This window comes from Alphaproteobacteria bacterium (assembly GCA_033344895.1).
Lineage (GTDB): Bacteria > Pseudomonadota > Alphaproteobacteria > UBA8366 > Aestuariispiraceae > Pacificispira.
Map to the genome: position 1 here is coordinate 3,412,101 of JAWPMN010000001.1, position 26,302 is coordinate 3,438,402.

The window sequence follows — 26,302 nt, forward strand, 5'->3', positions numbered from 1 at the left end:
GGATAATCCCGCCCCGGAACGCTTACCACCGCACGGCTCAGGCAATCAGTTGTGATGTCCTGTTGAAAACGACCTGTTTTATCGGGGAACTTCCTCCGGGAAGTAACGAAGCATTGTCAGGATCGGATTCGGCGCCGCCTGGCCCAGGCCGCAGATGGACGCATCCATCATCGTCTTGGAGAGCTGTTCCAGCAATGGCACGTCCCATCGGGCCAATTCCATGAGCTTGACCGCCTTTTCCGTTCCGACACGGCAGGGCGTGCATTGCCCGCAGCTTTCATCCTCGAAAAACTTCATCAGGTTCAGCGCCACCGCGGGGATATCGTCCTGATCGGACAGGACAACGACGGCCGCGGAGCCGATGAAACAGCCGTGCGGCTGCAGCGTATCGAAGTCCAGCGGGATGTCGTCCATGCTTGCGGGCAGGATGCCGCCCGACGCGCCGCCCGGCAGATACCCCTTGAATGTGTGGCCGTCCAGCATGCCACCGCAATAGTCTTCGATCAGACGTCGGATCGTGATCCCGGCCGGCGCAAGTTTCACGCCCGGCTCCCGGACGCGTCCTGAAACCGAAAAACTGCGCAGTCCCTTGCGGTCGTTCTCGCCATGGCTTGCGAACCAGTCGGCGCCTTTTTCCAGGATTTCGGGCACCCAGTACAGGCTCTCGACATTGTTCACCAGGGTCGGTCGGCCGAAAATTCCGTCCTGCGCGACGAAGGGCGGGCGATGGCGGGGAAGGCCGCGTTTGCCCTCGATGGATTCGATCATCGCGCTTTCCTCGCCGCAGATATAAGCACCTGCGCCCCGGCGAATGACGATCTTCACATGATCGGACAGTCCTGCAGCTTCAACTTTCGCAATTTCCCGCTTCAGAACCTCGATGATGTCGGGATATTCGTCGCGCATATAGACGTAGACGGTCTCTGCCTCGACCGCCCAGGCACCGATCAGCATGCCTTCCAGGAACTGATGCGGACGACGGGCCAGATAATGGTGGTCCTTGATCGTACCGGGCTCGCCCTCATCGCCATTGACCGCCATCAGGCGCGGTTTCGCTTCCATCCGGACGAACTTCCACTTGCGCCCGGTCGGGAACCCCGCGCCGCCGAGACCGCGCAGATTGGCGTTCTCCAGCGTCTCAATGATCTTTTCGGCCGGTGTTTCACCGCCAAGGCAGGCTTTCAGCCGGGCGTAACCGCCTTCGGCGGTATAGGTGTCGAAATCCTGATAATTCGGGATGACGGGATGGGTGTCGCGGGCTTCGATCGCGGCGGTCAGGCTGTCGAAATCGGCCTGGACATGATGCTTGTGGCCGACTTCCGCGACGGGGGCCTGGTGGCAGCGTCCCATGCAGGGGGCACGAATGACCCGAACGTCGTCGCCGGCCCAACCTTGCAGATCGCTCAGGAGCTTCTGGGCGCCCAGCATCTCACAGGTCAGCGAATCGCAGACCCGGACCGTCAATTCCGGCGGGGCCGGGTCGTCTTCCATCACAAGGTCGAAATGGGCGTAGAAGCTTGCGACCTCAAAAACCTCCGCCATGGGCAGGTTCATCTGGTCGGCCAACGCTGCCAGATGGCGTGCGTGAAGGCAGCCGAAACGATCCTGAACCAGGTGCAGATGTTCGATCAGCAGATCGCGGTCGCGCGGCGCATCGCCCAACAGATCGGCGACTTCCTGCAAGGCGTCCGGGTCGATCTGGCGACCCTTCGGGTGCGGTGTCGTCTTGCGTCGGCCGAAGCCGGGGCTTCGGAATTGGCGAACGCTGTTATCGCCGTCGGGCATCAATGCTCTCCTGCCGGTATCGAATACGCATAGAGTGAAGGTATGCGGCCGACAGGTAAACCTGTCCGCCCCATACTCGTTGGAACCACCGCGCAGACGGGCAGTACCATTGCCGAATTGTTTAACGGATGGCGGGTCGACCGTTCTGGCCGTTAAACGTCAATCTCTGCATCGGCCGCGACCAGCCCGACAACGGCGGTGTCGATCAGGACTTTGCCCCGGTCTTCGAAATTGACGGTTACCCGGGTTCCGACGCAGGATTGGACCTGTCCAATCCCCCAGTCCGGTGCGTCGGGATGACGGACATAGGCACCGGGCACGAGGCCCTGTTCGTCCGAATGGTCGGTGATCATGGGTTCCCTCGCTCCTCACGCTCAATCTGTCGATCTGATTGTGCAGTGCAATATATCATGCGTTGATTCGAATAATGAGGCCAGTAAAAATGACTTTTGGTTCCCAGATGCCCCCGATCGCACCGGATTCCGATCCACAGCCGATTTCTTTCGAAGTGGCGCTCGCCGACCTTACGGCGTCCCGGATGGCGCATGAGATTGTCGGACCCGTCGGCGCGATCTCGAACGGGCTTGAGCTGATGGAAGAACTGGGAGCCGATGCTGGCGACGACGCATTAAAGCTGGTCGCGGACAGTGCGCGTCAGGCCGGCGCCCGGCTGCAGTTCTATCGCATGGCCTATGGACGGTCCGGATACGGGATCACGAACATGGCGCAATTGCGCGCCGCTGCCTCCGCATTCTTTGACGAGGCGCCGCATCACGATCTTTCCTGGCCGTTACCGCCGGTTTTGCCGTCTCTGGATGACGGGGCGGGCCGGGTGATTCTGATCCTGACCGAACTGGCCCGGGATTGCCTGGTGCGTGGCGGAACCGTTCGGGTTTCGACCTCGGACGATACGGTCGACGTCATGGCGCAGGGCCAGGGAGCGCAGTTGGAGGAGTCGCTGGCCCGGGCCCTCGATGGTCGGATGGATGCCTCTGATTTGACACCCCGAACCGTCCATGCGGCGCTGGCACGCACGTTTGCCGGGGAGATCGGCTATCGGGTCGCGGTCAAAGCAGAAACAGAAACTGTCACTTTGTCGCTCGTTCGGGCGATTGGTTAAATTCTTTCTTAACCTTTACCGGACTACCTTTCGACTGCATGATTACAGAAGCTGGCGCACGGGGCGGCTAAGGTTAGGGACTGGAGACACCTTATGGACGATCTTCTCAGCGAATTTCTGACGGAAACGGCGGAGAGCATGGATGTGCTCGACACCGAGCTGATCAAGCTGGAGCAGAACCCAAACGATCAGGCGATCCTGTCCAATATTTTCCGGCTGGTTCATACCATCAAGGGGACCTGCGGGTTCCTGGGCCTGCCGCGACTGGAAGCGGTGGCGCACGCGTCCGAGAACGTTCTCGGCAGGATCCGCGACGGCGAACTGGATGTTTCGCCGGCGGCCGTATCCCTGGTTCTCGAATCCCTCGACCAGATCAAGCTGATCCTGAAAGGGTTGGAAGAGACGGAGGCCGAGCCTGCAGGCGATGACAGCGATCTGATCCAGCGACTCAATCATCTGGCGGAAACCGGCGAGGTCCCGGGCGCGGACAATGCGCCGCCAGCAGCCGCGAAACCGTCCGACGACGCGGATGAGGAAGATGCCGCCGCTGCTGCGGCCATGGAAGCGGAAGCGGGCAAGACGACTGCGGGAAGCGCTGCCTTCGACGCGATGCTGAACTCGGACGAGGTGGCGGAGGACTCCCCGGAACTACAGGCCGCATTCGACAATGCGGTTTACAAGGGGCCAGGCGATCCGAACGCCGCTTCGAAGGCAGCCGACGGCGCCGGGGAGCCGGAACCGGAGCCCGAAGCAGAGCCGGAGAAGGCCAATCTTCCGGCCACGACGGCCTCCAAGGCGCCGGCCACCAAGGAGACAAAGGCAGCCGAAGGGGCGCCGCCGGCCGAGAAGAAGGAAGGCGCCGGCGTCATTCAGACGATCCGCGTCAATGTCGATCTTCTGGAAAATCTGATGACCATGGTCTCGGAACTGGTCCTGACTCGGAACCAGTTGCTGCAAATTCTGCGCTCCCAGGGTGACAGCGAATTCAATGCGCCGCTTCAGCGCCTGTCCCACGTGACGTCCGAACTGCAGGAAGGGGTCATGAAGACCCGTATGCAGCCGATCGGGAACGCCTGGGCCAAGCTGCCGCGTATCGTTCGCGACCTGTCGCTTGAATTGGACAAGAAAATCGACCTACAGATGGTTGGTGCCGAGACGGAACTGGACCGTCAAGTGCTGGAAATCATCAAGGATCCGCTGACCCACATGGTCCGCAACTCCGCTGACCACGGTATTGAAATGCCGGCGGAGCGTGTGGCTGCGGGCAAGTCGGAAACCGGTACCATCACCCTGAACGCCTTCCATGAAGGCGGGCACATCCTGATCGAGATCAAGGATGACGGGAAGGGATTGGCCGCGGACAAGATCAAGGCAAAGGCCATCGCGAACGGCCTGGCGACCGAGTCCGAACTGGAGCAGATGAGCGAGCATCAGATCCAGCAGTTCATTTTCGCTGCCGGCTTCTCTACCGCTGCTCAGGTGACCTCCGTTTCCGGCCGTGGCGTCGGCATGGATGTCGTGAAAAGCAATATCGACAAGATCGGTGGAACGGTCGAACTGAAGTCGACGGAAGGTAAGGGAACGACCTTTACCATCAAGATTCCGCTGACACTCGCCATCGTCTCCGCCCTGATCGTGGAATGCGGCGCCGAACGCTTCGCCATTCCGCAGATCAGCGTCGTCGAACTGGTTCGTGCGTCCGCCGATGCCGAACACAAGATCGAGATGATCCACGGCACCCCGGTCCTGCGTCTGCGCAACCGGCTGTTGCCGCTGGTCAATCTGCGCAAGCTTCTGGACGTGGAAGGCGCGGACGACATGACCGATCTGGACGAGGCTTTCATCGTCGTCAGCCAGGTCGGTGCTTACACATTCGGCATCATTGTCGACAAGATCTACGACGCCGAGGAAATCGTCGTGAAGCCGGTATCCTCCCTGGTACGGCATATCCCGATCTTTGCGGGCAATACCATTCTGGGGGACGGCAGCGTTATCATGATCCTCGATCCCAACGGAATCGCCCAATCGACCGGCGAAATTCAGGTTGCCGAACAGCAGGCATTGGAAACGGCGGAGGCCCGTGCCAATCAGGGACAGGAGCGGGTTGCACTGCTGTTGTTCCGCGCCGATGGAAAACAGCCCAAGGCGGTCCCGCTGGCACTCGTCGCGCGACTGGAAGAAATCAACTTCGACGAGGTCGAATACTCCAACGGCCGTGCGATGGTTCAGTATCGCGGATCGCTCATGCCCCTTGTTCCGGTCAATCCGAGCGAATCCTTCCCGGAGACGGGCAAGAAGCCAACCCTCGTGTTCTCGGACCGCTCGCGGTCGATGGGACTCGTGGTCGACGAAATCCTCGACATCGTCGAGGATCGCCTGACCGTCGAACATGGCGCGTCGCGCGAAGGTTTCGTCGGCAGCGCCATCGTCAACGGCCAAGCGACGGAGATCATCGATACCGCCCATTATCTGACGGTGGCCTTCCCGGATTGGTTCGGCCGCGAAAAGGGCGGCGCGCTGGAAACCAATGCCAACCATCAGGCGCGGGTGCTGCTGGTGGATGACAGTGCGTTCTTCCGCAACCTCCTGTCGCCGATGCTCTCGGCGGCGGGCTACGCCGTTACCTCCGTCGACAGCGCCGAAGCTGCCTTGAAACTGCAGGCGCGCGGCCAGGAGTTCGACGCCATCGTGTCGGATATCGAAATGCCCGGCATGAATGGTTTCGAACTGGTCGAGGAATTGCGCGGCGGTGGCCGCTGGTCGGATCTGCCCATCGTCGCGATGTCGTCGCACACGACCCAGGCGGATCTGGAGCGGGGGCACGAGGTCGGCTTCACGGATTATGTCGCGAAACACGACCGCGACGGTCTGCTGCAGGCCCTTTCGGAAACCTTGACCGACGGGTTTGTGCGCGAGGCCGGCTGAACCGGTGTGATCGGCATGCCACCGTCATTGGAGCGACGGTATCCTTGCGAGTGATAGAGGCGGGGGCTAATCTCGGATGAGACGGAATGAAGGCGGTTGCCGGACCCAGGGAGTTCCGGCGGTGCAGAATGTTCGAATTCGGTTTGTGGTCAGTGGGGTAGAACGATGAAATCCTGCATTGTCGTCGACGATTCTCGGGTCATCCGCATGGTGGCACGAAAGATCCTCGAGGAACTTGGCTTCGAGGTCATTGAAGCGGAAGACGGCCAGGAGGCGCTCGACGAATGCAAAAAGTCGATGCCCGATGGCGTTCTGCTGGACTGGAACATGCCTGTCATGGACGGTCTGACCTTCCTTAAGGAACTGCGGAAGCTGCCCAGCGGCGGCGACCCGAAGGTCGTGTTCTGCACGACGGAAAACGACCTGAACCACATTCAGGAGGCGATTTCCGCGGGGGCGGACGAATACATCATGAAACCGTTCGACAGCGAGATTGTCTCGTCCAAATTCGCGCAGGTGGGGCTTCTTTGAATGAGCAGCCTGGGCGCATCGCAAGCAGCGGCGGGGGCCAGTAACGCCGACCCGATCCGCGTCATGGTCGTGGATGACGCGCTTGTGATCCGGGGAATGCTGAGCCGCATGCTGGAGGAGGCGGGCGATATCAGCGTCGTGGCCTCGGCCGGCGACGGGGAACGCGCCTTGGCCCAACTGAAGCGCAATCCGGTCGACGTCGTCGTTCTGGATATTGAGATGCCGCGTATGGACGGGATCGAGGCGTTGCCGAAGATCGTGTCCGAATACCCCAATATTCAGGTCGTGATGGCCTCGACCCTGACCAAACGCAATGCCGAGATCTCGCTCAAGGCAATGGAGCTGGGCGCTGCGGACTATGTCACCAAGCCCGGTTCAACCGGCGAGCTGCGGTCCGCGGACGAGTTCAAGCGCGAACTGGTGGAGAAAGTCCGGTCACTGGGCAGGGCGGCACGGCGCCGTGCCGGACGAAATGCCCCGAAGCCGACGACATTCCGCGCGGATCCGGCAAAACCGACAACAGCGACGCTGACGCCCAAGGGGCGCGAAGTCGTCCTGCGGCCGCTGAAGCCTTTTCGACCGGAGGCGCTGGCCATCGGGAGTTCGACCGGCGGGCCACAGGCGCTGATGCGGGTTCTGAAGGATCTGGGCGAAGTGCGCCAGCCGATCTTCATCACGCAGCACATGCCGCCGACCTTCACAACGATCCTGGCGGAACATATCGGGCGCAGCACGGGGCGGAAGTGTGTCGAAGGGGTTTCCGGGATGGCCGTGGAAAGCGGCGGTATCTATCTTGCGCCGGGCGAACGTCATATGCTGATCCGGTCGTCAGGCGGCCGCACGGTTATCGAACTGACCGAAGACCCGCCGGAAAACTTCTGCCGGCCGGCGGTCGACCCGATGTTGCGCAGCCTGTCCACGGTCTATGGCGCAAAGCTGCTGGTGACGATTTTGACCGGCATGGGGTCAGACGGCGCAAAGGGTGGTAAAGTGTGCGTTGACGCCGGGGCTCAGGTTCTGGCACAGGACGAGGCGACGAGCGTCGTTTGGGGTATGCCGGGTGCGGCGGCCACTGCGGGAATATGCGGGGCGGTATTGCCGCTCGATAAGATCGGCCAGGAGATTCGTCGTTTCGCGGTCGACGGAGGACGGCCATGAAAATCGAAGATTTCGATATGCTGGCGACGCTGCTGAAGCAGCGTTCCGGTCTGGTGCTGACCAAGGACAAGGCGTATCTGCTGGAAACCCGCCTGATGCCGGTTGCGCGTAAGCACGGCATGAAGGATCTGGATCAGTTGTGCGACGCCGTCCGGCTTCGCAAGGACGCCAAGGTTATCGCCGATATCACCGAAGCGATGACGACGAACGAATCGCTGTTTTTCCGTGATACCAAGCCGTTCGATCAGTTCCGCAACGTCGTACTGCCGCAGTTGATGATCAACCGCGCATCGACGCGCAAGATCCGGATTTGGAGCGCCGCCTGTTCCAGCGGGCAGGAGCCCTATTCACTGGCCATGATCCTGAAGGAAGACCAGGCCAAGCTTCAGGGATGGCGTTTCGAGATTGTCGCCACCGATATCTCCGAAGAGATGCTGGCAAAGGCGCGGGCGGGGATCTACACGCAGTTCGAGGTTCAGCGCGGCCTGCCGATTCAGATGTTGGTGAAATACTTCAAGCAGAACGGCGACAAATGGCATATCGATGCCGGATTGCGCTCAATGATCGACTATCGTCCGTTCAACCTGCTGGAACATCCGCGTGGACTGGGCAATTTCGACGTCGTGTTCTGCCGCAACGTTCTGATCTATTTCGATCAGCCGACTAAAGCCAAGGTCCTGGGACAGGTATCGGACGTGCTGGCGAAAGACGGCGTGCTGTATCTCGGCGGCGCGGAAACGGTGCTGGGCGTCACCGACAAGTTCAAGCCGGTTCCCAATCTGCGCGGCATGTATCAGCATTCGGACGGTACGCCGGCGGTGAAGGTCGCCTGATTGCGGCGGCCGGTCAGCCCGGCCACTTCTCCATGAAACCGGTCGCATCGGGGCGTGCCATGGGGCGCGGCGTCTCGGTCGGGGTCCCCAGATAGACAAATCCGACAAGCTTGTCCTTCGGCTGAAGGCCTAGACCGGCGCGTACCGTGTCGTCGAAGGCCGGCCACCCGGTCAGGAGGATCGCGCCCCAGCCCGCGGCAGGCGCGGCCAGAAGCAGGTTTTGTGTGGCACAGGCCGCGGCCACCAGCTGTTCCTCCACCGGAACCTTGGGGTGGTGTTCCATGATATCGACGCACACCGCGACGATCAGCGGTGAGCGCAACGGCTTCGATCGGATTGTCTCGATCGCTTCGGCATCTGCGGCCGGGTCGCGCTTTCGCAGGGCGGTTTCGAAGAGGTCCGACAGTTTGTGCCGATCATCGCCCCGTATGATCTTGAAACGCCATGGCCGGATGGCGCCGTGGTCGGGGGCACTCATGCATGCCTGCAGCAGTTCCGCCAGTTCCTCGTCATTCGGTGCCGGGTCGTCCAGCAGGTTCGCCTTCACAGAGCGGCGTTCCGCGATATGCGAGAGTATGGCTTCCCTGTTGCTCATTCAGTATCTCCAATTAAGAATGATTCGCAATTTTCAATGTGGCCTGCCCGCTGCGGGATTCAAGGTTCAGGACAGATCGAAACGCTTTCCACGAACAAATTGTCCGAAATCGGCGCGTTCGGGAACCGCATATTGGCGGGCTTTGTCCTCGGACCAGGTGTAGGGCTCCGTCGTGCCGAACTTCTCCGCCAACCGTTGCTGGGCGAAGGGGTGCGTTTCGTTGCGGCGGCGGTCATAGGCATCCACCGCATGACGGATCCCGTCTTCATTGAACCGGTCGCGGTGCACTGTGTGGCTCAGCGGAAGGCGTGGGCTGATTGGCGGCTTCACCGCAGGGCGACCCAGGGCCAGACCGCAGATCGGAAAGACATGGTCGGGCAGGCCGGTGCGCTCCGAGATGATGGCGGCATGGTTGCGGACAGCGCTGACAGGGCAGCAGCCATATCCCAGACGTTCGGCGGCAAGGGTGAAAGCCGTCAGCGCGACCGCGGCATCGACCGACGCGTTGAAGAAGGCGTCGAGATGATCGTTGGCGAAGTCCCTGCCACGCCAGTCGTGGACCTGGCGCTGGCGACGGTTGTTGGCCAGGAACAGAAGGAAATGCGGCGCCGTGGCGATCCAGGGCATATCGGGAAACAGCCCGTCCATCCAGTTTCGCAGATCGGCGCTCTCGACCAGCAGGATATCGCGCTGCTGAAGGTCGCTCTTCGTCGGTGCTGACAGGGCGGCGGCCGCCAGAGTCTGCAGGACCTCATCCGGAATTCGTTCAGACGTAAAGGCACGACACGACCCGCGTGTCAGCATATCGGCCAGGACCTCCGATGCATCATTCGCCTGTGGTCCGTCGCCGTATCGCGCACGGATGGGGTTCTCCGCGTCAGTCATTGGCCGCCTGTCGTCGATTGGTGGATTTGTGCCAGGGCAGGATCAGCGACATCAGGAAGCCTGTCACGAAGCCGCCGATATGGCTTTCGCCGGAAACCGACATGCCGCCCGGGCCCGGCAGGAAGGACAGCACGAGGTTGATCCCGAAAAAGGCGGCGATGAAGATCGTGCCGGCGCGCCGGTTGTTGAAAGGATGCGGCACGGCTTCATTGCCGCGACGCAGGTAGACCATGCGGGACAATGCGCCGACCAGGGCGGATACCGCGCCCGAGGCACCGACAAGATAGATATCCTGTCCGCCATAGATCATGAGGACGGCAAGGGCCCCGCCGATGGCGCCCAGCGCATAGAGCGCGAGGAATGTCCCGACGGGTACCTGGCGCGCGATCGGTGTGCCGAAGGCCAGCAGAAAGGCGCTGTTGACCAGCACATGCATCCAGCCGCCATGCATCAGGGCATAACCGACCCAGCGGATGCCGATGGTGAAGGGATACTCGTCAAAAAAGACAAGATCGGCCGGGTTGAAGACGAGATAGCGCAGGATCGCATCGATCCAGCTGGCCGGCCCGATCTGGACGAACAGGAAGGCGAGAAGCGTGATGCCGATCGTCCACAGGACGACCTTTGGCGCATTGAACATCGGGCGGGCGGGCGGTCGTTGAGAACCGAAGGGGGATGGATCCGTCATGCCGCTATAACTGGGCTTCCCGGGCCAGACTGTCCAGATTTCCGTCACGCAATTCGTAAACCAGCGCTTCCGGCGACAGGGCGGCACCGATCCGGTCGTAGAGGTTTCGTGCCGGATTGTCCCGATAGACGGCCAACCCGACGCAACGCTGCCCCTTCGCTTTCGCGTCTGCCGCCACCCTGGCCAGCATACGGCGGCCCAGGCCGCCGCCCCGGTGTGCCGGATCGATGTAGAGGTCCAGAAGCCATGTCGCCATGGTGCCCGTATCCGTGTCGAAGAATTTCTGGCACAGGGCGTAACCGACCGCCGTCCTCTCCGATTCGGCCAGATATCCGAACATGAACGGATCGTCTCCTGCCATCAGCGGCGCAATCGCACTGCCGGAGAAAGCAGGTTCCTCGACACCGAAGTGACGGTTCAATGCATGCGCCTGTTCGGCCAGCGTTTCCGAATCGGACTGACCGGCACGGCGTATCGCAATCATGTCATCCCCCTATGCCGCGATGTGCTTCGGCTTCGGATTCGTAAATGTGGGGCGCCAGTCCGCGGCGGGACAACATTTCCCCCAGTTTCAGACGCAGGAAAGCCGATGTCGTATAGCGGGATACGTCCGTGTAGTAGGTGTCGACCACATCGGAGACCATCGCGGCATAGGCATCCGACACGGTCTCGTCCAAGGTGAAACTGTCATAATTGACGACGGCCTTCACCTTGTGCCCCAAGGGCTCGCAGGTGCGCGCAACGGCCTGCCGTATGGCGTCGACATCCTTCGCGCTGCGTACGGTCAAACCCTCGAAATTCAGGAAGAGAGTATCCCTGTCCGGCCGGAAGGTGACGCGATCCCTCAGGGGGATTTTCGTCAGATCGTCGACCAGCCCCATCGGCGCTTCGTCGAAGATCCGCCCGTCCATCGGGATGGGGCCGTCGATCTGCGGCATGAAATCCATCTGGGCCAGAATGTCCCGCTCCAGGTCCATTCCAGGTGCGATTTCGGTCAGCACCAGTCCCGTTTCGTCCAGTCTGAAGACACAGCGTTCCGTCACGTAAAGAATGGGGCGGCCGAAAGCAGCGGCCCGGCTACCGGAGAAGGTGATCTGCTCGACTTCGGGAAGAAACTTCCGGGCCTTGCCTTCCGTTTCGATCCGCAACCCGCCGTCGGCGAGGCGGACCGAAAGGCCGCCTGCGGTAAAGGACCCCGCGAAGACGACCTTCTTGGCATTCTGCGAAATATTGATGAAGCCCCCGGCCCCGGCCAGTCGCGGACCGAAGCGGCTGACATTCACATTGCCAGCCCGGTCGGCTTGGGCGAGCCCCAGACAGGCCAGGTCGAGCCCGCCCCCGTCATAGAAGTCGAACTGCTGATTCTGGTCCAGGATGGTATCCGCGTTGACCGTGGCCCCAAAATCCAGCCCGGATGCCGGAATGCCGCCGATGGCGCCGGATTCGGCGGTCAGGGTCACATAACGCAGGATCTTTTCTTCGGCGGCGACGCGGGCCACCCCCTCGGGCATGCCGATACCCAGATTGACGATTCCGTTCATCGGCAGTTCGAAGGCACAACGCCGCGCGATGATCTTGCGCTCGTCTAGGGGCATGCTTTCCAGACCGACCATCGGGGCACGGATTTCCTGCGCAAATGCCGGGGAGAAGGCTGTTGCATAGGTCTGACGATGCAGGTCGCCCTCGGCAACCACGACACAGTCGACCAAATTGCCTGGAATCCGGACCTGGCGCGGCGGCAGCGATCCACTTTCGGCAATTCTTTCGACCTGCGCCAGAACAAAGCCGCCGGAATTCTTCGCCGCCATCGCCATGGCGAGATTGTCCAGCGTCAGGGCTTCTCGCTCCATCGTGATGTTGCCGGCTGCATCCGCCGTGGTGCCACGGATCAGGGCAATCTGGATCGGGTGGGTGCGATAAAACAGGAATTCCTCTTCGCCGCGCTGTTCCAGGGTGACGATGTCCTCGGTCGTGGCGGCGTTGATCTTGCCGCCATCCTGGCGCGGATCGACAAAGGTCCCCAGGCCGACTCGTGAGAAGGAGCCGGGCCGTCCCGCGGCGATATCGCGGTACATGTTGGAAATGGCGCCCTGCGGCAGATTGTAGGCCTCGATCTCTCCGGCGACGGCGCGCGCGGCCAGTTTCGGAATCAGACCCCAATGCCCACCGATGGCCCGGCGCACCAGCCCTGGAGCTGCCAGTCGGTTGAGCCCCTGATCCTTGCCGTCGCCCTGACCGGCCGCAAATATCAGTGTCAGATCGGCCGGCGCGCCGCTCTCCTCGAACCGTCTTGCCAATGCCTGTAGCAGTGCATCGGGCGTACCGGCGCCGACAAATCCGGAATTGGCGATGGTGTCCCCACTGCGAATGATCGCAACGGCCTCGTCCGCCGATACGATTTTGTTTTTCATCGCGATTTTCTCCCCCGTTTCGGCGGATACTATCCGAGCGTGTCCGTCGCCAAAAGGGGATAGCGTCCTCCGGCGCGACTTGGCAGAGCCTGCGGAGACGATACAGTCTGCGGCAAAAGATGCGTGTTCAGGGGAGCAGATGATGAATCTTGCAATCTGGCTGGAACGGTCGGCGAAGGCTTTCAGCGATCTGCCATCCATAGGGGTTGGCAGCCACACCGTTCGAACCTTTCGGCAAAGTGCGGAGCGGGTCGCCCGTCTGGCAGGTGGATTGCGTCACGGTCTGGGCCTGAAGGCCGGGGACAATGTCGCCGTCTTTGCCAAGAACGGGCCGGATTACGCCGAAACGCTGTATGCGATCTGGTGGGCCGGACTGGGCGCAGTGCCGATCAACGGCAAGCTGCATGAGAGCGAGGTCGCCTATATTCTGGAGAATTCGCAGGCGCGCGCGGTTTTCGTTTCCGCCGATCTGGCTGAAACGGCGGCGCCTGGCCTGCCGGATCGGGCACCGATGGTGCTGCTGGGCGGGGCGGATCACGACAGGCTGCTAGCCGCCGAAAGCCTGTCCCTGTGTCCGGCGGAGGCCGATGATCTGGCCTGGTTGTTCTATACGTCCGGCACGACGGGGCGCCCGAAAGGGGCCATGCTGACCCACCGCAATCTTGCGGCAATGACCTGGGCATACTTCGCATCCATCGACCGGCTGGAACCGGGGGGGGCGATCCTGCATGCCGCGCCCATGAGCCATGGGTCGGGCCTGTACATCCTGCCGCATCTGGCCCGTGGTTGCTGTCAGGTGACGCCGGAAAGCGGCGGGTTCGATGCCGCGGAGATATTCGAGACCATCGCGCATTGGCCCGGTACGTCGATGTTCGCCGCGCCGACCATGGTCAATCGTCTGACCCGCCATGGCGGTCCGGCCCCGACCGAAAATCTGCGCTCCCTGATTTATGGCGGCGGACCGATGTATGTGGAGGATGCCCAGGCTGCCCTGGCGCGGCTGGGACCGCATCTGGTTCAGATCTACGGTCAGGGCGAAAGTCCGATGACCATCACCTGTCTGGAGAAGCAGTCCATCGCCGATACCGGGCAGACACGCTATCTGGAGCGACTGGGGTCCGTCGGGCAGCCGTTTGCAAATGTCGAGGTGCGGGTCGCCGATGCGGACGACAATCCCGTTCCCGTCGGAGAGGCCGGTGAAATCCTGGTTCGCGGCGACAGCGTGATGAAAGGCTATTGGAACAATCCGGAGGCCACGGCAGATACGCTGCGCGGTGGCTGGCTGCATACCGGGGATGTCGGGCGGTTCGATGCTGACGGTTATCTGACCCTGATGGACCGGTCGAAGGACCTGGTGATTTCCGGCGGTACCAACATCTATCCGCGGGAAATCGAGGAGGTACTGCTGGAACATCCGCGCGTCGAGGAGGTCTCGGTAATCGGGCGCCGCGATCCGGAATGGGGAGAGGTCGTTGTCGCCTATGTGGTCGGTGCAGCGGAACCCGCGGAACTGGACGCGCTGTGCCTTGAAAAGATTGCGCGCTTCAAGCGGCCGAAGGACTATGTCTTTGTCGATAGCCTGCCGAAGAACAATTACGGCAAGGTGTTGAAGACTGCGTTGCGGGACTTGGACGGCTCCAGATCGGTGGGACACTGATCCATGTCATTGGCCCGTCACGGCCTTTCGCCAGAATGGCGGATATTGAACAGGAGGCGGACATGAGCAGCGAGACGGAAGCACCTGTCGGACCAGCACTCCCCGCGGCGGCGGATTCGCAGAAGGACCGGCTGGAACACAATGCCGACGGTGACGCGGCACAATCCGAATCGTCCTACCACGGCAGCGGCGTAGACGACCACGATGCCGCGATCCGAAGCTTCCAGAGCCGGGAATATCCCTACAAGACCAAGATCAGCCGTGCTGTCTATGAACGGCGCAAGGCGAAGCTTCAGGTCGAACTCCTGAAGGTTCAGAAATGGACCAAGAATACCGGCCAGCGCGTGGTGATCCTGTTCGAAGGGCGCGATGCGGCGGGGAAGGGCGGCACCATCAAGCGATTCATGGAACATCTGAATCCCCGTGGTGCCCGCGTCGTCGCGCTCGAGAAACCGACGGACGAAGAGCGCGGCCAATGGTATTTTCAGCGCTATATCAAGCACCTACCGACGGCCGGCGAAATCGTACTCTTCGACCGTTCCTGGTACAACCGCGCAGGGGTTGAACGGGTAATGGGGTTCTGCACCCCGATGGAGTATCTGGAGTTCATGCGTCAGGCGCCACAGATGGAGCGCATGCTGGTGAACAGCGGCATTCGGCTCTTCAAATACTGGTTCTCGGTGACACAGGACGAGCAGATCCGTCGCTTTGAACGGCGGGAGACGGATCCCCTGAAACAGTGGAAGCTTTCGCCGATCGACAAGGTCGCGGTGTCCAAATGGGACGATTACACCGAGGCCAAGGAGGCGATGTTCTTCTATACCGATACGGCGGATGCGCCCTGGACGGTGGTGAAATCGAATGACAAGAAGCGCGCGCGCCTGAACTGCATGACCCATTTTCTGCACCATCTCCCCTATGCCGGGAAGGACCGGAAAATCCTGCGTGCGCCCGATTCGCGCATCGTCGGACCGGCCAGCCACCTGATCGGTCAAAGCGATCACGTCTTCGGGGAAAGCCTGGACATGTAGCGGCCCGTTTACCCGGTTGAGCATCGGGCGCGCGCAGGCTAAACCCTGAGCCATGAAAGCCGTCATCGTACCCGTCACACCGTTTCAGCAGAACTGCACCGTCATCTGGTGTCCGGACACCATGAAGGGTGCGGTCGTCGATCCCGGTGGCGAGATCGATCGCATCCTCGCCGCCGCTCAGCAGAACGGCGTTGAGATCGAGAAGGTCCTGCTGACACACGGTCATCTGGATCATTGCAGCGCTGCGCGCGTTCTGGCGGACCGGCTGTCGGTCCCGCTTGAAGGGCCGCATGAAGAGGATCGGTTCTGGATCGACCGGCTCGCCGAAGATTGCGAACGCTATGGTTTTCCGGCGACCGAGACGTTCTCGTCCGACCGGTGGCTGGCGGAAGGCGACACGGTGACCGTCGGGCAGCGGACATTGGATGTCTATCATTGTCCGGGGCATACGCCGGGGCATGTGGTTTTTCACGACCGCGACGCGGGGATTGCCTGGGTTGGGGATGTCCTCTTCCGAGGCTCTGTCGGACGCAGCGACTTTCCGCGGGGCGACGGTCCGACCCTGGTGCGTTCGATCGTCGAAAAGCTTTGGCCGCTGGGCGACGATACCGTTTTCATTCCAGGGCACGGGCCTTATTCGACCTTCGGGGAAGAACGACGCTCCAACCCGTTCGTGGCGGACCACGTCGTAGGGAGTTAGGGCGCCTCTGCCGGGGGCTGATTCCCCGGGTCAGGCGTCGACCAGACGCAGCTTCTTCTCCAGGACTTTCAATACGTCCGGAAGGTCGCGGCCGCGTTTGACCGTCTGGCCGCCCGTGCGAATGATGAATTCCCAATGCTTGCCGTTGCGCCTCTTGGCGATGGCGTAGAGCGGTGTTTCATGGGTGTGTCGGAAAATCGAGAACACCGCGATCGGTCCGTTGAAATCGATTGCATAATCCCGCCATTCGCCTGTCGCGACACGGCGGGAATACATATCCAGCAAAAGACGCAGTTCGGATTGATCGAAGTAGACCCGTTGCTTGCCCCCGCCTTTGCGGCGGTACTCGGAGAAATCGATCAGCTCCGTCATTGGCCTCGCATCCGTCGGTCGATCTTGGCCGCAAGCCTAACCCATTTACGGACTGTCACGGAAGCGTCAAATTCGTGCCGCCGATCCGGCGGCGACGGGGTTAATTGATGGTGCGTTGCTGGTAGCCGTAGGGGTTCGGACGCTCGAAGCAATTCACGGTACCCAGAGTGCGATAGCAATAGAGCGGCGCTTCGATCACCTCTTCCTTTTCCGGGCGGCACAGCGGGCCCTTGTCCCGGCTCTTTCGGATCGTATCGCAATCCATGCCGGTAACCGCGCTGGCGATCAGGTCCGTCGGCGTCTTGTCTTCGGCGATGATGACCGCGCCGGTCGCCAGAAGGGCGGTGGCCGGCGTAACAAGTTCGCTGCCGCCGCAGGCGCTCAGCAGGGCGGTCAGACCGATGATCGGCGCCAGTCGTGCCAGCTTTCTGTCGGTAAGGCGCTTGCGCATGAATCCGTGCTCCAGTTCCCGGGTCGTCCAGATTTTGCCACATTGTAAAGCAATAAGCGGGCCATTCCGGAACGCTGCCTGTCCGGCATTGCGGTGCGCGGGCGCAATGCTTACAAAGGGCTCGGATTTCCAGCACTTTGCCTGAGGAGAACGACATGGCTGCAGTATCTCCGCAAACGCCGCTGGGCACGGCGGCCCCGTCCTTCGAGTTGCCGGACCCGACGGGGACGGCGCATTCCCTGGACGATGTACGCGGCAAGAATGGCACCGTCGTTGCGTTCATCTGCAATCACTGCCCATACGTCGTGGCGGTTGCAGATCGCATCGCGCAGGCCGCCCGGGATCTGCAAGGGCGCGATATCGGCTTTGTCGCGATCATGTCCAATGATTGGCAGGCCTATCCACAGGATGCCCCGAACCGAATGGTGGAGTTTGCCCGGCGCTATGGTTTCGAGTTCCCGTATCTGATCGATGAAACCCAGGAAATTGCAAAGGCCTATGGTGCGGTCTGCACGCCGGACTTTTTCGGTTTCGATTCGGATCTGAAGCTCGTTTACCGCGGTCGACTAGACGAAAGCGGTCGCATGCCGGGGCCGAAAGAGGCGAAACGCGACCTCGTCGATGCCATGCTGGCGGTTGCCGATGGCGGGCCCATTCCGGAAAATCAGCCGTCCGCAATGGGCTGTTCGATTAAATGGCGTGGATAAAACCGGCCGTCTCGCATACATAGGGCGGTCAAGACGCATTACCTTTCAGCGGAGAGCGGAAACCCGTGGCCGATATTTTCAATGAGATCGATGAGGAGCTGCGCAAGGACAAGGCGCAGGAATGGTGGAGCAGGTACGGCAGGTTCGTGATTGCCGGCTGTGTGGCGGTGGTCGCGGCCGCCGCGGGCTATACTTGGTTCGAGCAGCAGCGTACCGCCGAACTGCGAGCTCTGGCTGATCGCTATGGCCGCGCTCTGACCCAGGCCGAAACGGGTGAAACCGAGCCTGCGCTGGCATCCCTGCAGACCCTGTCCCAGGAAGCGGACGGCGAAGGCATCGGCATGATTGCCGCGTTCCGGCGTGCGGGCCTTCTGGCCGAACAGGATCGCCACGCTGAGGCCGCCGAAGCCTATGCGGCGATTTCTGCCGACGATGGCGTCGAACCCCTGTATCGCGGTCTCGCCAGTCTCAAGTCCATCCTGCATCGGTCCGTTGCCGGTGAAGACCACGCCGCCCTTTTGAGCGAGATCGAGCCGCTGACGCAGGACGGTGAGCCCTGGCGGTATTCGGCCCGCATGGTCGCGGCCTCCCTGGCCATGGGGACGGGCGACATGGAGCAGGCGCGCGCCTATCTGACCCAGGTGTCCGACGATGACGGCGCCCCGAACAGCGCCCGTACGCAGGCTGCTGAAATTCTCCAGGCCATCGGGTCTTAAGGTGATTTCCTGATGCATCGCATGAAGTTCATTCGCCCGGTTGTGACGCTGATATCCGCCGCGCTGGTGCTTGGCGCCTGCGACTGGTTCGGTGACGAAGAGGCGCCGCCTCTGCCCGGAACCCGCATCGCCGTCATGGTTGTCGATACCGATGCGGAGCCCGACCCCCGGCTTTCCGATCTGCGGGTCAAGCTGCCGGCGCCCTATGCGAATGACGCCTGGCCGCAGGGCGGTGGCTATCCTGATCATGCGATGCATCACCTGGAAGCAAACGACGTTCTGAAACAGGCCTGGCGCGTGTCCATCGGAAGTGGATCCGATGGCGATCGTCGGCTGCTGTCCGGCCCGATCGTTGCCGAAAACCGGGTCTATACGATGGACTCCGATTTCGAGGTTCGTGCGTTCGATGCGGCCACGGGAAAGCGTATTTGGCGTTTCGAGCCGAAAATCCCGGATGAGGATGACGAGGCCTTCGGCGGCGGCATTGCCTATGCAGACCGCATGATCTTTGTGACGACCGGTTATGCACGGATCTTCGCCCTGAATGCCGAAACCGGTCAACTGATCTGGGAACAGAAGACCCCGGGGCCGATCCGCGCGGCGCCGTCCATCGGCGAAGGCAAGGTCCTGGCGATTTCAATCGACAACCGCGTCACCGCCTATAATGCCGATACCGGTGAGGAAATCTGGTTCCATGCCGGGTTCGCCGAAACGGCGGGCCTGCTCGGCGGGGCCAGCGCGGCGGTGTCCGATCGTACCGCGATCGTACCCTATTCGTCGGGTGAGATTTACTCGTTGCGTCTGTCGACCGGACGGGCCAATTGGTCGGACAGTCTGGTGTCGGTCCGCCGCATCGATGCGCTGGCTTCCCTGGCTGATATCCGTGGCCGTCCGATCATCGATCGCGACGTCGTCTATGCCATCAGTCATGGGGGCCGTATGGTCGCGCTGGACCTCGCCAGCGGTTCGCGCGCCTGGGACCGCCGGATCGGCGGGACGCAGACCCCGTGGATTGCCGGTGAGTTCCTGTATGTCATTACCTCCGACCAGACGATCCTGTGCATGACGCGTCGGGGCGGGCGGGTACGCTGGGCGACGCCGCTGCCGAATTATGAGGACCCGGAAGATCTGGAGGATCCGATCACCTGGTCCGGTCCGGTTCTGGTCTCCGACCGGTTGCTGATCGGAAACTCGATCGGCGAACTTTGGTCGGTTTCCCCCTATGACGGAAAGCCGCTGGGGCGGATCGATCTGGGCGACCCGATCTTTGTGCCGCCGATCGTTGCCAACGGCACCGTTTATGTTCAGACCGATGGTGGCGACCTGATCGCCCTGCGGTAACGCGTAGAAAGCTGGAATCATGGCTGTAGTTGCCATTGTGGGCCGACCCAATGTCGGCAAATCGACGCTGTTCAACCGGCTGGTTGGCAAGCGCCTTGCCATTGTCGACGATACGCCGGGCGTGACCCGCGACCGTCGGGAAGGCGAAGGGCGCATCGCCGACATGCGGTTCCGGATTCTGGATACCGCCGGCTTCGAGGACGCCTATGACGACAGTCTGGAAGCCCGCATGCGGCGTCAGACGGAACAGGCCATTGCGGAGGCCGATGTCGCCCTGCTGCTGATTGACGCCCGTGCCGGTGTGACGCCGCTGGATGAGCGGTTCGCCGCTCTGTTGCGCAAGGGCCGTACGCCGGTCCTGCTGCTGGCCAACAAATGCGAGGGGCGCGCCGGACAACCGGGCCTCATGGAAGCCTATTCCCTTGGCTTTGGCGATCCGATTCCGGTCTCCGCTGAGCACGGCGAAGGTCTGGGCGATCTGTATGACGCGCTTCAGGAGCATATCGGGCTGGGCGAGGCAGAGGCCCTTTCCGAAGCCGAGTTGCTGCGGCCGGAAATCGACGTGACGCTGAGCGACGACCCTGAAGCTGAGGATGTCGCGCCGCCCGAAGCAGGATCACCCGAGCGGCCGCTGCAGCTTGCCATCGTCGGACGGCCCAATGTCGGCAAGTCGACCCTGATCAACCGGTATCTGGGCGAAGACCGCCTGCTGACCGGTCCGGAAGCCGGGATTACGCGGGACTCCATTGCCGTCGACTGGAACTGGAAAGGCAAGAGTGTCCGACTGGTCGATACGGCCGGTCTGCGCCGTCGCGCTCGCGTAACCGAAAAGGTGGAGAAGCTGTCCGCCGCGGATACCCGTCGCGCCATTGACTTCGCAGAAGTCGTCGTCCTGCTGCTCGACGCCGACGACATGCTGGAGAAACAGGATCTGACCATCGCACGTCAGGTCATCGACGAGGGGCGCGCGCTGATCGTTGCCGCGAACAAGTGGGATGCCGTCAAGGATCGTGAGGCGGCCCTGCAGAAGCTGCGCGACCGGCTGCAGACCTCGCTGACGCAGTTGCGCGGCGTTCCGGTCGTGACCCTGTCCGCCAAGGAAGGCCGCAATCTGGACAAGCTTCTGTCCGAGGCGTTTCGCATCCACACCCTATGGAACAAGCGGATATCGACCGCCAAGCTGAACCAGTGGCTGGAAGGCATGGTCGCGACCCATCCGCCGCCCCTGTCCAAGGGGCGCCGCATCAAGATCCGCTACATGACCCAGGCCAAGACCCGTCCGCCGACATTCGCGATCTTCGCGTCCCAGGCGGAAAACCTGCCGGAAGCGTATATCCGCTACCTCAGCAATGGCTTGCGCGCGGATTTCGGTCTGGATGGAGTGCCGTTGCGCCTGCATATCCGGCAGGGTAAGAACCCGTTCCAACCAACCAAAAGGCGGTGAGGCATCAATGCGGATCAGCGGGCGGAAAATCGGATTGGCGGCCTTGGGGTTGGCCGGATTGCTGGCCCTGTCGGCCTGCGATTCGGTGCAGGGGGCGAGACTGTTCACCCCGACCTCCACCAAATACGACGGTGCCTGGATCGGTCTGATGACTCTCGGCCTGCGTCAGCCGGAATGCCGTCTGCGCCGCGGCGGCCTGCGCATCCGCATCGAAGGCGGCCAGATGAAAGGCCAGGCGCGCTTTGACACCACAGCGGGCGAATTCGAAGGCGTCGTCGACGAAGACGGCACCATCCGCTACGCGACCCTGACCGGCCAATATGCCAAGGACGATGTCGAGTTCACCGGCACTTTCGGAGAAGACTCCGCCAAGGGCGTCTGGCAGAACAAGGTCTGCCGCGGGGAATGGTCGCTGAAGAAAGCGCGGTGAGCGGCGGCGTTAAGCCGCCGCTTCCACGAATAGATCGGTGATCCCCGCATTTTCCGGGTCGATCTGCGTATCGGGCGGTTCGCCGGGATAGGCTTCCGTGCGCAGCTTGGTGGCCATCGGGCCCGGGTCGATCAGGTGGGCTTCGACCGGCGATTTGGCCAGTTCCATGGCATAGCACTTTACCAACGCTTCCAGGCCGGCCTTGGACGCGGCGTAGGCGCTCCAGAAGGCCTTGGGGACCGATCCGGCCTCACAGGTCGGGAAGATTGCGCGGCCGGCCTCTGACAGGCGCAGCAGCGGATCGAAGGCCCGGATCAGGCGCTGGTTAACGGTGAGGTTCAGGAACAGGGTGCGTTCCCAGGTCTTGGCGTCGATATGATGGGCGGGCGACAATACGCCGAGCTGCGCCGCAGCGCCGACCAGGATATCCAGCTTGCCGAAGCGTTGATGCACCGAGGCCGCCACCATGTCGATCTTGTCGGCCTCATAAAGGTCGAGCGGGGCCAGTGTGGCCTGGCCGCCGGCAGCACGGATGGCGTCGTCGACTTCTTCCAGTCCGCCCTGCGTGCGGGCGATCAGGATGACATGGGCGCCTTCGGCGGCATAACGTTTGGCAATGGCGGCACCCAGGCCGCGGCTCGCGCCCGTCACCAGGGCGAGACGGCCTTCAAGACGTTTGGACATGGGGACCCTTATCCGGCTTTCTGTTCACGCAGGAGAGAGAGTTGGGCGGGATTTTCGCCGCGCTCGTCGAAATCTGTCAGCTTGATCGGATAGTCGCCGGAGAAACAGGCGTCGCAATAGGCGGGCTTCTCGCTATCCCGGCCCGGCAGTCCCATGGCGCGGTATAGCCCATCCATCGAAATGAAGGTCAGCGTGTCACAGCCGATCGCTTCGCGCATTTCCTCGCGGGTCATGCGGGCGGCCATGAGCTGATTGCGCTCGGGCGTGTCGACACCGTAATAGCAGCTATGGGTCGTCGGCGGGCTGGCGATGCACATATGCACCTTGGTGGCACCGGCGGAGCGCATCATTTCGACAATCTTGCGCGACGTGGTGCCGCGCACGATGGAATCGTCGACCAGAACCACCTTTTTGCCTTCGACGACGGCGCGGTTGGCATTGTGCTTCAACTTCACGCCCAGATGCCGGATTTCATCGGTCGGTTCAATGAAGGTGCGGCCGACATAGTGATTCCGGATGATACCGTATTGGAACGGGACACCGCTTTCCTCGGCATAGCCGATGGCGCTGGGCACGCCGCTATCCGGAATTGGCACCACGACATCGGCATCCACCGGATATTCGCGCGCCAGTTCGCGGCCGATCGCCTTGCGTGCCTCATAGACGGAATGCCCCTCGACGATGCTGTCCGGGCGCGAGAAGTAGATGTATTCGAAGACGCAGAACCGTTCCTGAATCTTGGGGAAGGGGAACTGGCTGTGGACGCCCTTCTCGTCGATGACGATCAACTCGCCGGGCTGCACGTCGCGGACCTTTTCCGCGCCGATGATGTCGAAGGCGCAGGTTTCTGAGGCCAGCATGTAGGCCGTGGTGCCTTTGGAAGGCTCGTGCAGCTTGCCGAGGACCAGCGGACGTACCCCCGCCGGATCGCGCACGCCGATCAGCTTCTTGCGGCTCAGGCAGACCAGCGAATAGGCCCCTTCGACCCGGCGCAGGGCGGCGACCAGACGCTCGGTCAGCGTTCCCTGGGCGTGGGCCATCAGGTGGATCAGCGTTTCTGTATCGGTGGTCGACTGGAAGATCGCGCCGTTCTGGACCAGTTCCTTGCGCAGATGCAGGGCGTTGGTCAGGTTGCCGTTATGGGCGACCGCCAGGCCGCCGAACTCGAAATCGGCAAACAGCGGCTGGATGTTGCGCACCATGGGGTCGCCGGTCGTCGAATAGCGATTGTGCCCGATCGCGGCGAAGCCATTCAGCTTCTCGACGATCCCCCGGTCCTTGTCGAAAACGTCGCCGACATGGCCCAACTCGCGGTGCGCGTTGAATTCCCTGCCGTCGTAGCAGACGATCCCGGTCGCCTCCTGGCCGCGGTGCTGCAGGGCGTGGAGGCCCAACGCGGTGTGTTTCGAGGCGTCTTCCGTCCCGTAGATGCCGAAGATCGCGCATTCTTCGTGCAGCTTGTCGTCATCGAACGGGTTGTTGCCGAAGTCTGTCGCCATCGTCATCGGTTCCTATTGGTTGTCCGAACTGTCGATCACTTGCTGAATGCCCTGATTGGTTTCAGGTGTGTATCCGGCGTCGCCGCCTGATGTACCACTTTCGACGGGCGGCTGCATCACGTCCTTTAGCCCCTCGATGGTATTCACGGTCTGGCGACCCTGCTCCAGCTTCTGCAGGATGTATCCGCCGACGTCCTGCGGCAGCGCCTCCAGAATCTGAACCCCGCCCGCACGGACCAGTTCGTAGCTCCGGCTTTCCCGGACGCTCTCGGGGATGGATCCTTCATCGAAGATCAGGACCGATCCGACCAGCACCGCACAGCATACCAGATAGCCGACGCCAAGCCCTGCGACGAATCCGAGCGCCCGATTGACCGATCCAAGCGGACTTTCCTTCGCAACATGGGACAGGACGGAACTGACGATCATCAGCAATACCAGCGATCCGGCGAAGAGGCCGGCTCCGGCCGCGATGTCAGCGAAGAGTTCCTGTTCGATCTGTTCGCGGGCGAAGGCCTGGGCATGCGGATAGCCCAGGATCGTGACAGCCAGGGCCCCGACCCAGGCGCCGATCCCGGTGACCAGCCCGACGAAACCCCAGAAGGCGGCCAGAAGACCGAACAGGGCAATGCCGCCCAGTACGATCATGTCCGTTACCGTGAAGGGAAGATCTTCCATTCAGAACCTCCGCCGGTCTGACGCCGCACGCGCCACGATCCGGGAACCGGGTTTCACTCCATCCAGTACCGCCGCGCCGACCGTCACCGGCGGGCATCCGCGTCCAGGATCCGGATCGGACCGTCCGCCGCGGCTTCCAGTCGACGGATCAGGGCGCCGACATCCGCGACCGCCGTCACGGTCATATCCGATCCCTTCCGGGCATCCTTCGCGCTGCGCCCTTTCGGGGCAATCGCGTGATTGAAACCCAGCTTGGCGGCCTCCTTCAATCGGGCGTCCGGCCGTCCCACGGCCCGAACCTCGCCTGAAAGTCCGACTTCGCCGAACAGGACCGTCGATCCCGTTACCGGCACACCGGTCAGAGAGGAGACTATTGCCGCCGCGACTGCCAGATCCGCCGCAGGCTCGCCGATACGCAGGCCACCCGCGACGTTCAGATACACATCGCGGCCCGATAAATCCAGCCCTCCGCGCGCTTCCAGCACGGCCAGCAGCATCGCCAGTCGGTTGTTGTCCCATCCGACCACGGCGCGGCGCGGCGTACCGTAGGCGGACGGGGCGACCAGGGCCTGTATTTCGACCAGCATCGGGCGCGACCCTTCGATCCCCGCGAAGACGGCCGCGCCCGCAACGCCGTCCTGACGATCGGCCAGAAAAAGCGCCGAGGGGTTCTTCACTTCCTCCAGGCCGCGTTCGGTCATGTCGAAGACACCGATTTCGTCCGTCGGGCCAAAACGGTTCTTCACCCCGCGGAGAATGCGGAAGGGATGGCCGCGTTCCCCCTCGAAATACAGGACCGTGTCGACCATGTGTTCGAGAACCCGCGGCCCGGCGATGGCGCCTTCCTTCGTGACATGGCCGACCAGCAGCAGCGCGATGCCCCTTCGCTTGGCAACCCGGATCAGTTCCTGGGACGAGGCCCGGACCTGACCCACCGTGCCCGGGGCGGAATCGATCAGATCCACATACATTGTCTGAATGGAATCGATGATCGCGACCTTCGGTCCGTCCGGCTTGTCCAGAGACGCGACGATGTCCCGGACTGACGTTGCGGAGGCCAGATCGACGCGGGCTTCCGACACGTTCAGACGCGTTGCCCGCATGCGGATCTGGTCTATGGCTTCCTCGCCGGAGATATAGGCGACGGGTGCCTGAACGGATAATGCGGCGGCGGCCTGCAGCAGCAGGGTCGACTTTCCGATCCCGGGATCGCCGCCGATCAAGGTTGCCGATCCGTCGACCAGCCCCCCGCCCAGGACACGGTCCAGTTCCGCGATACCCGATGTCAGGCGCGGGCGCTGCTCAGACGTGCCTTTCAGGGAGACGAAGTCGATGGATTTTCCCGATCCGCCGGTGCCGGACCGCTTGCCGCCGCCAATGGGCGCCGATTCCACGGTCTCCTCGACGATAGAGTTCCAGGCGTCGCAGGCCTCGCACTTGCCGACCCAGCGGGGATGTACCGCGCCGCAGGACTGGCAGACATAGGACGTCTTTGTGCGGGCCATGGTCGACCGTGCGATCCTTCAGATTTGTGACGGGCTCACGGTGCCGACTTATCCCACAGTCACCATGCTTGCAACGACGGTCTCCCGATTCGGATGGAAGGTGGAAGTTTCGCGGCTCGAATCATGTGCATTTTTACCGGCATTAACCTTAAGACT

Annotated in this window: 26 protein-coding genes; 13 read left to right on the forward strand and 13 right to left on the reverse strand. The window is 62.1% G+C overall.

All coding sequences use genetic code 11. The features are described from left to right. Positions 1–78 precede the first annotated feature (78 nt). The gene (locus R8L07_16400; protein ID MDW3207121.1) at positions 79–1,785 is read right to left on the reverse strand and encodes an NADH-ubiquinone oxidoreductase-F iron-sulfur binding region domain-containing protein; all 1,707 of its coding nucleotides are present in this window, start codon (positions 1,783–1,785) and stop codon (positions 79–81) included. 152 nt (positions 1,786–1,937) lie between these two features. Continuing rightward, positions 1,938–2,138 (reverse strand): DUF3553 domain-containing protein, encoded by a 201-nt coding sequence (locus R8L07_16405; protein ID MDW3207122.1) that lies wholly within the window; start codon positions 2,136–2,138, stop codon positions 1,938–1,940. Between the two features lie 89 nt (positions 2,139–2,227). Here R8L07_16405 and R8L07_16410 point away from each other — a divergent pair, with 89 nt between their 5' ends. The 5 genes from R8L07_16410 (at position 2,228) to R8L07_16430 (ending at position 8,352) form a co-directional block, all read left to right on the forward strand. Next, positions 2,228–2,905, forward strand: coding sequence for a histidine phosphotransferase family protein (locus tag R8L07_16410; GenBank protein MDW3207123.1), 678 nt, complete (start codon positions 2,228–2,230; stop codon positions 2,903–2,905). A 93-nt stretch (positions 2,906–2,998) separates the two neighbouring features. After that, entirely contained in the window at positions 2,999–5,830 is a 2,832-nt protein-coding gene (locus R8L07_16415) for a chemotaxis protein CheW (protein MDW3207124.1), read from the forward strand. 165 nt (positions 5,831–5,995) lie between these two features. Then, positions 5,996–6,361, forward strand: coding sequence for a response regulator (locus R8L07_16420; GenBank protein MDW3207125.1), 366 nt, complete (start codon positions 5,996–5,998; stop codon positions 6,359–6,361). After that, positions 6,362–7,519 (forward strand): chemotaxis response regulator protein-glutamate methylesterase, encoded by a 1,158-nt coding sequence (locus R8L07_16425; protein ID MDW3207126.1) that lies wholly within the window; start codon positions 6,362–6,364, stop codon positions 7,517–7,519. After that, positions 7,516–8,352, forward strand: a complete 837-nt coding sequence (locus R8L07_16430) for a protein-glutamate O-methyltransferase (protein ID MDW3207127.1) — start codon at positions 7,516–7,518, stop codon at positions 8,350–8,352. The genes R8L07_16425 and R8L07_16430 overlap by 4 nt, the downstream gene beginning before the upstream one ends. Positions 8,353–8,365: 13 nt before the next feature. Here the strand turns inward: R8L07_16430 and R8L07_16435 are convergent, their stop codons facing one another. From R8L07_16435 to R8L07_16455, 5 genes are all read right to left on the reverse strand, one after another. After that, on the reverse strand, positions 8,366–8,947 hold the full coding sequence (locus tag R8L07_16435) for a nitroreductase (GenBank protein ID MDW3207128.1): 582 nt from the start codon (positions 8,945–8,947) through the stop codon (positions 8,366–8,368). A gap of 66 nt (positions 8,948–9,013) precedes the next feature. Continuing rightward, entirely contained in the window at positions 9,014–9,832 is an 819-nt protein-coding gene (locus R8L07_16440; GenBank protein ID MDW3207129.1) for a nitroreductase family protein, read from the reverse strand. Beyond that, on the reverse strand, positions 9,825–10,520 hold the full coding sequence (locus R8L07_16445) for a rhomboid family intramembrane serine protease (GenBank protein ID MDW3207130.1): 696 nt from the start codon (positions 10,518–10,520) through the stop codon (positions 9,825–9,827). The genes R8L07_16440 and R8L07_16445 overlap by 8 nt, the downstream gene beginning before the upstream one ends. Positions 10,521–10,524: 4 nt before the next feature. Continuing rightward, positions 10,525–11,004 carry a GNAT family N-acetyltransferase gene (locus R8L07_16450; GenBank protein ID MDW3207131.1) on the reverse strand — a complete coding sequence of 160 codons (480 nt, stop codon included), beginning with the start codon at positions 11,002–11,004 and terminating at the stop codon, positions 10,525–10,527. Position 11,005: 1 nt separating this feature from the next. Next, on the reverse strand, positions 11,006–12,931 hold the full coding sequence (locus R8L07_16455; protein MDW3207132.1) for a CoA-transferase: 1,926 nt from the start codon (positions 12,929–12,931) through the stop codon (positions 11,006–11,008). Between the two features lie 139 nt (positions 12,932–13,070). Between R8L07_16455 and R8L07_16460 the strand changes: the two genes are divergently transcribed. The 3 genes from R8L07_16460 to R8L07_16470 all read left to right on the forward strand — a co-directional run bounded on the left by R8L07_16460 (position 13,071) and on the right by R8L07_16470 (position 16,319). After that, the gene (locus tag R8L07_16460) at positions 13,071–14,588 is read left to right on the forward strand and encodes an AMP-binding protein (protein MDW3207133.1); all 1,518 of its coding nucleotides are present in this window, start codon (positions 13,071–13,073) and stop codon (positions 14,586–14,588) included. A 62-nt stretch (positions 14,589–14,650) separates the two neighbouring features. Further along, positions 14,651–15,619: a polyphosphate kinase 2 gene (gene ppk2, locus R8L07_16465; GenBank protein MDW3207134.1), complete on the forward strand. Its 969-nt coding sequence runs from the start codon at positions 14,651–14,653 to the stop codon at positions 15,617–15,619. A gap of 52 nt (positions 15,620–15,671) precedes the next feature. Beyond that, positions 15,672–16,319: an MBL fold metallo-hydrolase gene (locus R8L07_16470; protein MDW3207135.1), complete on the forward strand. Its 648-nt coding sequence runs from the start codon at positions 15,672–15,674 to the stop codon at positions 16,317–16,319. 30 nt (positions 16,320–16,349) lie between these two features. Here the strand turns inward: R8L07_16470 and R8L07_16475 are convergent, their stop codons facing one another. Next, entirely contained in the window at positions 16,350–16,691 is a 342-nt protein-coding gene (locus R8L07_16475; GenBank protein ID MDW3207136.1) for a DUF2794 domain-containing protein, read from the reverse strand. 100 nt (positions 16,692–16,791) lie between these two features. After that, positions 16,792–17,142: a hypothetical protein gene (locus tag R8L07_16480; protein ID MDW3207137.1), complete on the reverse strand. Its 351-nt coding sequence runs from the start codon at positions 17,140–17,142 to the stop codon at positions 16,792–16,794. A 155-nt stretch (positions 17,143–17,297) separates the two neighbouring features. Here R8L07_16480 and R8L07_16485 point away from each other — a divergent pair, with 155 nt between their 5' ends. From R8L07_16485 to R8L07_16505, 5 genes are all read left to right on the forward strand, one after another. After that, complete coding sequence (locus R8L07_16485; GenBank protein MDW3207138.1) at positions 17,298–17,849, forward strand: thioredoxin family protein; 552 nt, start codon at positions 17,298–17,300, stop codon at positions 17,847–17,849. A gap of 65 nt (positions 17,850–17,914) precedes the next feature. Beyond that, positions 17,915–18,565: a tetratricopeptide repeat protein gene (locus R8L07_16490; protein ID MDW3207139.1), complete on the forward strand. Its 651-nt coding sequence runs from the start codon at positions 17,915–17,917 to the stop codon at positions 18,563–18,565. A 12-nt stretch (positions 18,566–18,577) separates the two neighbouring features. Next, positions 18,578–19,906: a PQQ-binding-like beta-propeller repeat protein gene (locus tag R8L07_16495; GenBank protein ID MDW3207140.1), complete on the forward strand. Its 1,329-nt coding sequence runs from the start codon at positions 18,578–18,580 to the stop codon at positions 19,904–19,906. A gap of 19 nt (positions 19,907–19,925) precedes the next feature. Next, on the forward strand, positions 19,926–21,350 hold the full coding sequence (der, locus tag R8L07_16500; protein MDW3207141.1) for a ribosome biogenesis GTPase Der: 1,425 nt from the start codon (positions 19,926–19,928) through the stop codon (positions 21,348–21,350). A gap of 7 nt (positions 21,351–21,357) precedes the next feature. Continuing rightward, entirely contained in the window at positions 21,358–21,780 is a 423-nt protein-coding gene (locus R8L07_16505) for a hypothetical protein (protein ID MDW3207142.1), read from the forward strand. 9 nt (positions 21,781–21,789) lie between these two features. Here the strand turns inward: R8L07_16505 and R8L07_16510 are convergent, their stop codons facing one another. From R8L07_16510 to radA, 4 genes are all read right to left on the reverse strand, one after another. Continuing rightward, positions 21,790–22,464 carry an SDR family NAD(P)-dependent oxidoreductase gene (locus R8L07_16510; protein ID MDW3207143.1) on the reverse strand — a complete coding sequence of 225 codons (675 nt, stop codon included), beginning with the start codon at positions 22,462–22,464 and terminating at the stop codon, positions 21,790–21,792. Between the two features lie 8 nt (positions 22,465–22,472). Beyond that, the gene (purF, locus tag R8L07_16515) at positions 22,473–23,963 is read right to left on the reverse strand and encodes an amidophosphoribosyltransferase (protein ID MDW3207144.1); all 1,491 of its coding nucleotides are present in this window, start codon (positions 23,961–23,963) and stop codon (positions 22,473–22,475) included. A 12-nt stretch (positions 23,964–23,975) separates the two neighbouring features. Further along, positions 23,976–24,641: a CvpA family protein gene (locus R8L07_16520; GenBank protein ID MDW3207145.1), complete on the reverse strand. Its 666-nt coding sequence runs from the start codon at positions 24,639–24,641 to the stop codon at positions 23,976–23,978. A gap of 83 nt (positions 24,642–24,724) precedes the next feature. Further along, positions 24,725–26,146, reverse strand: a complete 1,422-nt coding sequence (gene radA / locus R8L07_16525; GenBank protein ID MDW3207146.1) for a DNA repair protein RadA — start codon at positions 26,144–26,146, stop codon at positions 24,725–24,727. Positions 26,147–26,302: the final 156 nt, after the last annotated feature.